12 protein-coding genes are annotated in these 10,946 nt (G+C 72.5%); 8 read left to right on the top strand and 4 right to left on the bottom strand.

Annotated elements, in window-relative coordinates; genetic code table 11:
• The first annotated feature begins 173 nt into the window (after positions 1–173).
• Complete coding sequence (locus tag AB0F89_RS25200; protein WP_367128055.1) at positions 174–1,043, top strand: oxaloacetate decarboxylase; 870 nt, start codon at positions 174–176, stop codon at positions 1,041–1,043.
• Between the two features lie 34 nt (positions 1,044–1,077).
• Here the strand turns inward: AB0F89_RS25200 and AB0F89_RS25205 are convergent, their stop codons facing one another.
• Positions 1,078–1,317 carry a DUF6343 family protein gene (locus AB0F89_RS25205; RefSeq protein WP_367128056.1) on the bottom strand — a complete coding sequence of 80 codons (240 nt, stop codon included), beginning with the start codon at positions 1,315–1,317 and terminating at the stop codon, positions 1,078–1,080.
• A complete protein-coding gene (locus AB0F89_RS25210; RefSeq protein ID WP_367128057.1) occupies positions 1,314–1,655 on the bottom strand; it encodes a hypothetical protein in 342 nt (113 codons plus the stop codon). The genes AB0F89_RS25205 and AB0F89_RS25210 overlap by 4 nt, the downstream gene beginning before the upstream one ends.
• Before the next feature lie 75 nt (positions 1,656–1,730).
• Between AB0F89_RS25210 and AB0F89_RS25215 the strand changes: the two genes are divergently transcribed.
• The 6 genes from AB0F89_RS25215 to AB0F89_RS25240 all read left to right on the top strand — a co-directional run bounded on the left by AB0F89_RS25215 (position 1,731) and on the right by AB0F89_RS25240 (position 6,948).
• Positions 1,731–3,188 carry an MFS transporter gene (locus tag AB0F89_RS25215; protein ID WP_367128058.1) on the top strand — a complete coding sequence of 486 codons (1,458 nt, stop codon included), beginning with the start codon at positions 1,731–1,733 and terminating at the stop codon, positions 3,186–3,188.
• 38 nt (positions 3,189–3,226) lie between these two features.
• Positions 3,227–4,312, top strand: coding sequence for a M20 family metallopeptidase (locus AB0F89_RS25220; RefSeq protein WP_367128059.1), 1,086 nt, complete (start codon positions 3,227–3,229; stop codon positions 4,310–4,312).
• Between the two features lie 29 nt (positions 4,313–4,341).
• A complete protein-coding gene (locus AB0F89_RS25225) occupies positions 4,342–4,707 on the top strand; it encodes a metalloregulator ArsR/SmtB family transcription factor (protein WP_367128060.1) in 366 nt (121 codons plus the stop codon).
• Entirely contained in the window at positions 4,704–5,204 is a 501-nt protein-coding gene (locus tag AB0F89_RS25230) for an SRPBCC family protein (RefSeq protein WP_367128061.1), read from the top strand. The genes AB0F89_RS25225 and AB0F89_RS25230 overlap by 4 nt, the downstream gene beginning before the upstream one ends.
• 156 nt (positions 5,205–5,360) lie before the next feature.
• Positions 5,361–6,227 carry a lysyl endopeptidase gene (locus AB0F89_RS25235; protein WP_367128062.1) on the top strand — a complete coding sequence of 289 codons (867 nt, stop codon included), beginning with the start codon at positions 5,361–5,363 and terminating at the stop codon, positions 6,225–6,227.
• Between the two features lie 277 nt (positions 6,228–6,504).
• Positions 6,505–6,948 carry an STAS domain-containing protein gene (locus AB0F89_RS25240; protein WP_367139002.1) on the top strand — a complete coding sequence of 148 codons (444 nt, stop codon included), beginning with the start codon at positions 6,505–6,507 and terminating at the stop codon, positions 6,946–6,948.
• Here the strand turns inward: AB0F89_RS25240 and AB0F89_RS25245 are convergent.
• Together AB0F89_RS25245 and AB0F89_RS25250 are read right to left on the bottom strand one after the other, a co-directional pair.
• Positions 6,932–7,627 carry a hypothetical protein gene (locus AB0F89_RS25245; RefSeq protein ID WP_367128063.1) on the bottom strand — a complete coding sequence of 232 codons (696 nt, stop codon included), beginning with the start codon at positions 7,625–7,627 and terminating at the stop codon, positions 6,932–6,934. The two genes, AB0F89_RS25240 and AB0F89_RS25245, sit on opposite strands and share 17 nt — an antisense overlap.
• Positions 7,628–7,688: 61 nt before the next feature.
• Complete coding sequence (locus tag AB0F89_RS25250; protein ID WP_367128064.1) at positions 7,689–8,444, bottom strand: ATP-grasp domain-containing protein; 756 nt, start codon at positions 8,442–8,444, stop codon at positions 7,689–7,691.
• A 196-nt stretch (positions 8,445–8,640) separates the two neighbouring features.
• On the opposite strand from AB0F89_RS25250, the gene AB0F89_RS25255 reads away from it, so the two are divergent.
• A complete protein-coding gene (locus AB0F89_RS25255; RefSeq protein WP_367128065.1) occupies positions 8,641–10,914 on the top strand; it encodes a catalase in 2,274 nt (757 codons plus the stop codon).
• The last annotated feature ends 32 nt before the right edge of the window (positions 10,915–10,946 follow it).

Genomic DNA, 10,946 nt, shown 5'->3' on the forward strand with positions numbered 1-10,946 from the left:
ACCGGAGTACCGGGCAGTGGTCGGCGGGTCGCTCGGTCACCGGCGCACCGGCGTAGACCGGCGGCGAACGCACCCGGAGGGCGGCACGAGCGCCGAGCGGCGGGTGGGCGGCCTGAGTGGATCATCCTTCCGATATCTCGACTACCTTCCAGGGGTCCACCTACGTTCGTCGCATGGCATACGGCAAGGCACTGCGCGAGGCGGTCGCGGCCCCCGGGACGACCCCGCTGATCGGCGTGTTCGACATGCTGTCGGCGTCGGTCGCGTCCCGGCACTACGACGGGCTGTTCGTCTCCGGGTTCGGCTTCGCCGCGTCCCACTACGGCCTGCCGGACATCGGGTTCATCGCCTGGCCGGACGTGGTCGGGTTCGTCCAGCGGCTGCGCCTGGCGCTGCCCCGGCAGCACCTGCTGGTGGACGTCGACGACGGGTACGTCGACCCCGAGGTGGCCTGCCAGGTGGTGCGCGCGCTGGAGCAGGTCGGCGCGTCCGGCGTCGTCCTGGAGGACCAGCGGCGGCCGCGCCGGTGCGGGCACGTCGAGGGCAAGCGGGTCCTGCCGCTGGAGGAGTACCTGGAGAAGCTGGACCTGGTGCTGTCGAGCCGGACCGACCTGGTCGTGGTGGCGCGGACCGACGCCACCGAGGAGGACGAGATGGTGCGCCGGGCCACCGCGTTCGCCGCGACGGACGCCGACGCCGTGCTGGTCGACGGGGTGCCCTCGGTGGAGGTGATCCGCCGGGTCCGGCGGGCGGCGGGCGACAAGCCGCTGCTGTTCAACCAGATCGCGGGCGGCCGGTCGCCCAGCCTGTCGCTGCCCGAGTTGACCGACCTGGGCGTCGACGTGGCGATCTACAGCACGCCGTGCCTGTTCGCCGCCCACGCGGCGATGGAGGACGCGATGGCGCAGCTGAAGGGCCGTGACGGCCTGCTGCCGGAGGGACCGATCGGCGTCGCCGAGTCGCAGGCGCTGCTGGAGCGCAACATCAGCCGCCACCACGACCTGCCCGCACCGCGCGCGGCCGACCCGGCCCTGACCCGCTAGGAGCAGACCGGCGGTCGTCGCGCGCCGGCGAAGCTCAGCCCGGGTCGCCACGCCGCTTGCGGTGCGCCACCCAGCCGAAGTCCACGAGCAGCACGACCGCGAGCACCCCGAGCAGCACGGCCAACCAGGTCAGCCCCGCCCGCGCGCACAACCACGCGGCCACCCCGTTGAAGACGACCCCGAACGCCGCCAGCCACAGCCGCAGGGTCAACGCGCTGCGCGGCGGTGCGGGTGGCGGCAGGTCGTCGTCGCCGGGGTGGCCGGGACCGGTCACGTCCGCCACTCCTCCTGCCAGCCGTGGTCGGTGTCGTAGGCGGCGGCGAGCAGCTGGAGCACGGAACGGTCGTCGGTGCCCTCCACCACCTTGCGCACCCACTGCGCCTTCTCCTCGAACCGCACGGGCGCGCGTTCGTCCTGCGCCTGCGCCTCGCCGGGCACCAGGACCAGGTCCTGGCCGTCGTCGGACCGCAGGATCCGCAGCCGTCCCCGGCGCTCGGCCTCGTCCAGCAGCGGCAGCTCCTCCCCGGCCAGCCGCTCCTCGTCCTCGGTCAGCCGCTCCAGCACGAAGCGGCGCAGGTCCTCGTTCGACGGTTCGTTCGGCTCCACGTCCATGGCCCGGGGGTATCCACTGCGGTCGTGGCCACACGTCGGCGTGCGGCTGATCGCGACGGCGGGTACGAATAGGTGGTGACCAGCGCCCGCGAGCCGGACCCGCGACGGTGGAAGGCCCTCACGGTCACGCTGGTCGCGGGGTTCATGAGCCTGCTCGACGTCAGCATCGTGTCCGTCGCCCTGCCGTCCATCCAGCACGGCCTCGGCACCACCCCGGCCGGCGTGCAGTGGGTCGTCTCGGGTTACGCGCTGGCGTTCGGCCTGGCCCTGGTGCCGGCCGGACGGCTGGGCGACGCGATCGGGCGGCGGACCATGTTCCTGGTCGCGCTGGGCGGCTTCGTGCTGTTCAGCGCCCTGGCCGGGCTGGCGCCGACGACCGAGGTGCTGATCGTCGCCCGGCTCGCGCAGGGCATCTCGGCGGGCGCGCTCGCACCGCAGAACTCGGCGTTGATCCAGCAGCTGTTCCGCGGCGCGGAACGCGGCCGGGCGTTCGGCTTCTTCGGCTCCACGGTCGGCATCTCCACTGCGGTCGGCCCGGTCGTCGGCGGCCTGATCCTGGCCGTCGCGGGCGAGGACGAGGGCTGGCGGTGGATCTTCTACGTCAACGTGCCGATCGGCGTGGTCGCGCTGGTGCTGGCGGCCCGCCTGCTGCCCAAGGCGCGCGGCGGCAGGCGCGGGCAGCTCGACCTGGTCGGCGCGGCCCTGCTGGGCACCGGCGTGCTGGCCGTGATGCTGCCGCTGGTGCTGGCCGAGGCGGGCGGGCTGGCGGAGCTGTGGTGGTTGTTCGGGCTCGGCGCGGTGCTGCTGGTGCTGTTCGTGCGGTGGGAACGGCGGTTCGCGGCGCGGGGCGGGAGCCCGATGCTGAACATCGGCCTGTTCACCGGCACGCCCGGGTACGGCAGCGGGGCGCTGCTCGGGATGGTGTACTTCATCGGCTTCGCCGGGATCTGGCTGGTGTTCGCGCTCTACTTCCAGACCGGCCTGGGGTACACGCCGCTGGAGTCCGGGCTCGCGGTGACGCCGTTCGCGGTCGGTTCGGCGGCGTCGGCGGTGGTCGGCGGGCGGCTGGTGGAGAACTGGGGCCGGAAGCTGACCGTCACCGGGTTGAGCATGGTGGTGGTCGGGCTCGGCGTGACGGCCGTGCTGCTGGTGCTGGCGCCGCCGCACCTGGCCGGGTGGGCGGTCGCGCCCGCGCTGCTGGTCGCCGGGATCGGCGGCGGGTGGGTGATCTCGCCGAACACCACGCTGACGCTGCGGCACGTGCCGGTGTCGATGGCGGGTGCGGCCGGCGGGGCGCTGCAGACCGGTCAGCGCCTCGGTTCGGCGATCGGCACGGCGGCGCTGACCGGCGTGTTCTACACGGTGCTGAGCGCGTCCGGGCGGGACTTCCCGATGGCGGCGGCGGTCGCGGTCGGCGGCGCGACGGTGGCCGTGGCGCTGGCGCTGGTGGTGGCCGTGGTCGAGCTGCGCGCCCGGCCGCGCTGCCCGTCCGCCGTGGCGGACGCCGAGCAGGCGGTCCACGACGCGCCGTGATCGGTGCGCGTGCCCGGGAGCGCGGGCACGATGGCGGGATGGACCTGCTGCCCCCGGCCGAGCAGCTGCTCGGCATCCGCTCGACCGCCGACCGGCCGGACGACCTGCGCCGGGCGCTGGACTTCGTGCTCGACTTCGTCGGCCCCGGCTTCACCGCGGAGCGGTTCGAGTCGGGCGGCAAACCGAGCGCGCTCGTCTACCCCGGAGAGTCGCGGCCGCACTTCAGGGTGATCTTCAACGCGCACCTGGACGTGGTGCCGGGCACCGACGAGCAGTTCCGGCCCCGGCGGGACGGCGATCGGCTCGTCGGGCGCGGCACGCAGGACATGAAGCTGTCCGCGCTGGTGCTGGCCTCGGTGTTCCGCGACGTGGCCGCCCGGCTGCCCTACCCGATCGGGCTCCAGCTCGTGACCGACGAGGAGGTCGGCGGGCGCGACGGCACCCTGCACCAGCTGGAGCAGGGGGTGACGGCGTCGTTCGTGGTGATCGGTGAGCACAGCGCGTTGCGCGTCGTCGCCGAGTCGAAGGGGCTGATCACCGTTCGGTTGAACGCGGTCGGCCGTGCCGCGCACAGCGCGTACCAGTGGCTCGGGGACAACGCGCTGCTGAAGGTCATGCGGGCGGTGGACGGCGTGCTCGCCGCGCACCCGGTGGCGACGGGAGAGGAGTGGCGGACCACGGTCAACGTCGCCCGCGTGACGACCGGCAACCAGGCGCTCAACCAGGTGCCGGCGGACGCCACCGCGTGGCTGGACGTCCGGTTCCCGCCCGACGACCCCGACTTCACCGGCCGCACGCCGGACGAGGTCGCCGCCCACTTCGCCGCCCTGTGCCCGCCCGGCGTCACGGTCGAGGTCGACCACGTCGAGCCGCCGCACCGGGCCGACCCGGACAACCCCGACGTGCTCGCCCTGCAACGCGCCGCCCGTGCTCAGGGCTACTCCGGTGACCTGCTGCGCAAGCACGGCGCGGCCGACTCGCGGTTCTACTTCCAGCGCGGCGTCGACGCGGTGATCTTCGGCGTCGGCGGCGACGGGCAGCACGGTCCGGACGAGCACGCCGACCTGACCACCGTCGAGCCGTACCGGGAGACGCTGATCGCGTTCCTGGAGGGCATTGCCTAAAGCGTAACTCAGTGGTTACGCTTTAGGGCGTGGACGAGGTGGCGAGCGCGATCGCCGATCCCGTGCGGCGCGAGGTCCTGGAGATGCTGCGCGCCGACGGGCGGCTGTCGGCCGGGCAGATCGCCGAGCGGTTCGCGATCAGCCGTCCCGCGGTGAGCAGGCACCTGCGGGTGCTGCGGGAGTGCGGCCTGGTGCGCGACGAACTGGTGGGCAGGCAGCGGCTCTACGCGCTCGACGCCTCCCGGTTGGCGCCGCTGACGCGGTGGCTCGCGGACTTCGCCGTGCCGGCGGAGCAGCCGGCCGCCCTGGAACACCTCCTCGACGCGCTCCAGACCGAGGTCTACCGCACGCGGCGGGAACGCCGCGCCGACGAACCGAAGGAGAACACCGCATGACCCCCACCCCCACCGGTCGGCTGTTCCGCACCGACGCGGGCAGCGACCTGGTGCTCACCCGGACGTTCCGCGCGCTCGCCGACGACGTGTGGGCGAGCCTGACCGAACCGGAGCGCACCGCTCGGTGGTTCGGCCCGTGGGAGGGCGAGGCCGGGCCGGGGCGCACGGTGAAGGCGCAGATGCTGTTCGAGGAGCAGGAGCCGTGGGTGGAGATCCGCGTCGACGCGTGCGACCCGCCCCGCCGGCTGGCGCTGTCGATGGTGGACGAGGCGGGCACCTGGCGGCTGGAGCTGCTGCTGTCCGAAGTGGACGGCACCACCGAGCTGCGCCTGGTGCACCACCTGGAGACCGAGGAGGGCATCGGCGAGGTCGGTCCGGGCTGGGAGTACTACCTGGACATGCTGGTCGCCTCCCGCGCCGGGGCGCCGCTGCCCGCGTTCGACGACTACTACCCGTCCCAGAAGGCCCACTTCGAGGCGTTGACGACCGCTGGGTGACGGCCACCGTTCTGATGACTGCCGTTCTGCACGGAACGTAGCCGCTCTCCTCGACGGGTTGACCTCGCGAACACGTCCGGGTGCTCGACGCGCAGCCGCGCCTGACCGTCCACAGCGGGAAATACGCTGGCGGCGGAGCCCAGGAAAGGCGGAGCGATGCGCGCAACGTCGGAAGAACCCGGCCGGTCGGCCCTCTTCGTCAACGGACCCGGCTACCCGGGCACGGACGAGGCCCGGATCGACCTGGTGACGTCGGGGTTCACCACGGTGTTCCTCTGGAGCCTGCACGTGCACGAGGAAGGCGACCTGTACCTCAACGAACGCCGGATCGTGTCTGGCGGGGCGTACGACGGCGACGCCGACTGGCCCGCCTGGGTCAACTCGTTGAAGACCACGGTGAACACCCGGATCGACCGCGTCGAGCTCTCGGTGGGCTCCTCCGGCGCGTCGGACTGGGAGAACATCAGGGACCTGCTCGGGGAGGGCGGCGGCACCGGGAACATCCTGTACAAGAACTTCACAGTGCTGCACGACCTGCTCGACGTCGACGCGCTCAGCAGCGACGACGAGTCGTGCTACGACGTGGCTTCGACGGTCGCGTTCGCGAAGATGGCGCAGGACATCGGCTACCGGAACTTCACCCTCACCCCGTTCACCGAGGTGGAGTACTGGAAGGACGTCAAGGGACAACTCGGCCCGCTGGTGGACCGCGTCTACCTGCAGTGCTACTCGGGCGGGTCGGGCAACGACCCCCGGACGTGGCAGGACGCGCTGGGGATGCCGGTCGACCCCGGCCTGTGGTGCAAGCACGGCCCGGACTGCGACTGGGACGACTCGCCGGCGGAGGTCGAGGACCGGATGAGGCAGTGGCAGGAGTCCGCCGGCATCGTCGGCGGCTTCCTGTGGTCCTACCCCGACGTGCTGGCCTGCGCGAAGCCGGGCCGGAAGACGGCGGACTACGCGGCGGCGATCAAGGACGGCATCACCCGGAAGTCGGAGGTCGCCGCCGCGTCCCAGCGCTGAAGCCCGTTCTCCGGCGTGGCCGGATCGTGGATGCGGACCGGCCGGTCGGCGGTGACTGCGGCGGCGGACATCAGCTCCGTGCGGAAGCCGGGCGCGCTGTTCGGCCGCTCGACGGCCACCGCCTGTCAACAGACCGTTACTACAAGGGTGAGCTGCGGATTTGCTCAATTGAGAGTACGGTCGGACGAGCAGCGGGTTGAACCTACAGCCACTGCCTTCTTCGAGCACGAGGAGGCTGCGGCCCTTGACAGTAGAACCGTTTGTCCAGACCTTCCGGGTGGAGCGCGAGATGCACGGCTATGCCGTGGTCGTTCGCGTCGCCGGTGAGGTCGACGCGTCGACCGTCCGCGAGCTGAAGAACGAGATCGCGGTAGGGCTCGCCCTGGCCACCACACCGGCACCGCTGGTGGTGGACCTGAGCGAGGTCCGCTTCTTCGCCGCGGCCGGGCTGAACGAGGTCTACCGGGGTCTCCTCGCCGCCAGGGCGGTCGGCGTGCAGCTGCGCGTGGTCGCCCGCCACCGGCACGTCCTCCGACCGTTCGAGGCCAGTGGCCTGGACCAGGAGATCCGACCGTGCCGGACGCTCGCCGAAGCGCTGGCCGTGCGCACGATCTGGACCATGCGGCGCTTCACCATGCCCCTCGCCTCACCGACCCCTCACCGGGTGACCTCGATGCCGGCCGTGACCGAGCACCGGGTGCGCCTCAGCCCAGGGTGCTGACGTAGGCGAGCGCGCCGAGCGCGGGCGCCGCGGTCGCGGTCAGGAGGAGCGATCGGCGGCTGGGCCGGGGACCTTCCGCCGCCAAGCGGAACCCGCTGGGCACCAGGGCCACGCACAAGCCGAGCACGGCGATGAGCGAGGTGAGCTCGGTGCCCTTCAGGACGCCCAGCGGCAGCAGGCACATCAGGGCTAACGCCAGGGCGCGGACGCGGCCCAGGACACCGCTGTGGTAGGCCGCGAACGCCAGGACCAGCCAGCCGGCCATGATGGTGAACGACAGGTAGCTGAACAGGTGCAGGTCCTGGTAGCCCTGGCCGACCAGGTCGGTCGCGACGGCCGCGCCGTGCCGCCGCGCCAAGCCGTGGGCCGCCTGGTCGACGCCCGCGTGGAAGGTCCGTTCGAACAAGCCCACCAGCACCAGTGCCGCGCTCCACGTCGCCGGCACCGGGTGGGTTCGCCCGATCCGGTGAGCCAGGGCGAGCACGGCCGGAGCCAGCAGGACGTTGCCGGCGATCATCGCCGTGTGCGCGGTGGTCATGAGGGCCGGGTGCTCGGCAACGGCGGCCAGTTGCTGGGGGAAGAAGTAGTGGAACGGCCACCTCAGCACGACCGCGGCCAGCAGCAGCAGCGGTCCCAGGGTCAGCGCGGTCGCGGCGATCCAGCGGTTGGGGAAGGTCATGCCGAGGAATCTGCCACTCGGCGCCGGGTTGGGGATCGGACCGTGGTCCGAAGTGGAGCGGTCAGACCGGGCGCAGGAACGACCGGTCGTCGGGTGGCACCTCCGCGACCGGGCCGGCCGACCGCAGCACCACGTCCAGCGCCCGCGCCGGGTCGGACAGGTACACCTGGCTGAACCAGGCCATGTTCGCCTCCACCACGACCACCGAGGCGCGCGGGTCCTCCGGCGGCCCGGTCAACCCGACGTCCACCACGACCGCGCTCGGCAGACCCGGCAGCGCGGCGGCGAACGCCGACACCCGCCCGGCCTCGGGGCACTCGTCGAGGGGCGCCGGGTCGAGCCTGCCCCACGTCGCGTAACGCGACCCCGCGCGCACCTCGCCGTCCAGCAGGAACAGCCGGAACTCGGCGGCGAACCCGACCACCTCGCTCACCAGCACCGCCGTGCCGCCCGGCAGGTCCGCGGGCAGCTCACCCCCGTGCGCGTAGACCCGCGCGGTGAAGCTCTTGCTGCTCGGCGGCTTGACGAACACCGGCGACCGCCCGGCGCGGGCCGCGTCGAGCGTCGTCGCGCGGATGCGCCTGCCGACCAGTTCCGGCGGCAACCCCGGCAGCCAGTCGTCGGCCGGTTCGAGCAGGCCGAGGCCCAGGCGGGTGGCGACGCGGTCGGCGAACAGCGGCCCGCCGCGGTAGTGCACCGGACCCGGCGGCACGTCCGGCACCGCGGACACGACGCTCAGCCCGCGCGAGACCGCCGCCCGGGCGAGCGGCCCGAGGGCGGGGATCGCCGAGGGCGGGACGAAGAGGGAACCGGTCACGGTGCGCATCCTGAGGGGAACCGGACCGCGCCGTCGAGCCATTACCCGGCGAGGGCGCGCGACCAGCCCGTACCCGTGCCCGAGGCCGTGCTCGCCCCTGAGCCGGCGGAGCACTGTGAAGATCGAACAGCGGCGAGGGTGTGTAGGACGCGCCAACCCGGGTAGTCGGCGGAAGACTGCCGACGAGGAGGAGCAAGTGGACCCGATCAAACCCGCCAAGGTAGTGAAGGAAGCGCTCGAGAAGGCGGTGGAGAAGGTCGCCGACCTGGTCACGCCACCGGTCCCGGGCACGCCGGGCAGCGCGCCGCCGCCGCTGGACCCGCCGGACGAGCCGCAGGGCCCGCTGCCCCGCAAGCCCGACCAGGCTTCGCCCCAGACCCGCACCGCGACCGGCGCGGAGACCGGCGCCCCGGCCGACGCGCGGGAGCAGCAGGGCGAGTTCCTGACCACGTCGACCGGTTCGCGCCTCTACGACACCGACCACTCGCTCAAGGCAGGGGCCCGCGGTCCGACACTGCTGCAGGACCACCACCTGCGCGAGAAGATCACCCACTTCGACCACGAGCGCATCCCCGAGCGGGTGGTCCACGCGCGCGGCGCGGCCGTGCACGGCGTGTTCGTCGGCTACGGCAACGCCGAGAACGTGTGCAAGGCCGCCTTCCTGCAAGAAGGCGTGACCACGCCGGTGTTCACCCGGTTCTCGACCGTGGTGGGCTCGCGCGGCTCGGCGGACACGGTGCGCGACACCCGCGGTTTCTCGACGAAGTTCTACACGTCCGAGGGAAACTTCGACCTGGTCGCGAACAACATCCCGGTGTTCTTCATCCAGGACGGCATCAAGTTCCCGGACATCATCCACGCCGCCAAGCCGCACCCGGACCGCGAAATCCCGCAGGCGCAGAGCGCGCACGACACCTTCTGGGACTTCGTCTCCACCCACACCGAGGCCACGCACCACGTGATGTGGCACATGTCCGACCGCGGCGTGCCGCGCTCGTACCGGACCATGGAGGGCTTCGGCGTCCACACGTTCCGGCTGATCAACGCCGAGGGCGGGACTTCGCTGGCCAAGTTCCACTGGAAGCCGAAGCTGGGCGTGCACTCCCTGCTGTGGGAGGAGGCGCAGATGATCGCGGGCGTCGACCCCGACTTCCACCGCCGCGACCTGTTCGACGCGATCGAGTCCGGCGCGTTCCCGCAGTGGGAGCTGGGCATCCAGGTCTTCCCGGACACCCCGGAGCAGACCTTCGAGGGCATCGACCTGCTCGACTCGACCAAGATCGTGCCCGAGGAGCTGGCGCCGGTCCAGCCGATCGGCATGCTCACGCTCAACCGCAACACCACCAACTACTTCGCCGAGACCGAGCAGGTCGCCTTCCACGTCGGCCACCTGCCCCCGGGCATCGACGTGACCGACGACCCGCTGCTGCACGCGCGGCTGTTCTCCTACATCGACACCCAGCTGAGCAGGCTCGGCGGCCCGAACTTCAACCAGATCCCGATCAACCGGCCGCACGCCCCGGTCAACGACATGCTGCGCGACGGCTTCCACCAGCACGCCGTGCACAGCGGTGTGGCGCCGTACAAGCCGAACACGCTGGACGGCGGCTGCCCGTTCATGGCGGGCGTGGCGACCGGCGCGTACGTGGAGTTCCCGCAGGCGGTCGCGGACTCGGTGAAGGAGCGCCGCGCGCCGGCCTCGTTCGCCGACCACTACTCCCAGCCCCGGATGTTCTACCGGAGCCTGAGCCCGGTGGAGAAGGAGCACCTGGTGCGGGCGTTCACCTTCGAGCTGGGCAAGTGCTACGAGCAGGCGATCAAGGAGCGCGAGCTGCGCGTGCTGGCCAACGTGGACGCCGAGCTGTGCGCCCTGGTGGCGGCAGGTCTCGGGCTGCCCGCGCCGGAGGCGACCGTGCCGGACACCGTCGACCTCGCGCCCAGCCCGGCGGTGTCGCAGGTCGGGCAGGTGTGGCCGACGGACGGCCGGCTGATCGGCATCGTCGTGGACGCGAACGACCCGGCGAGCCTGGACGGCCTGCACACGCTGCGCCAGACGATCATGGCGGCCGGGATGGTGCCGCTGCTGATCGCCGCGCGCGGCGGGCTGCTGGAGGACGGGCTGATGGCCCAGCGGACGTTCCTCACCGCCCGGTCGGTGGAGTTCGACGCGCTGCTGCTGGCCGCCGCGCCGCCGCCCGGCCCGGACGCGCTGCCCAACCGCGACGCCAAGGCGGGCGCGCCGTCCGCCACCGTCGACCCGCGCGTGGTGCTGATGGTCCAGGAGTGCTACCGGCACGCCAAGGCGATCGGCGTGTGGGGCACCGGTGAGGCCGCCCTGGTCGAGGCCGGGTGCTCGGTCGGCGACCTGGGCATCGTCGTCGGCGACAGCCCGGCGGACGTGTTCACCGAGGTCCAGACCCTCCTCACCACGCACCGCGTGTGGGACCGGTTCCCGGTGTCGATCGTCTGACGCCGCTCGTGACGGCTGGCCCCAGGGGCGAC

The sequence above is a fragment of the Saccharothrix sp. HUAS TT1 genome (assembly GCF_040744945.1).
Classification (GTDB): domain Bacteria; phylum Actinomycetota; class Actinomycetes; order Mycobacteriales; family Pseudonocardiaceae; genus Actinosynnema.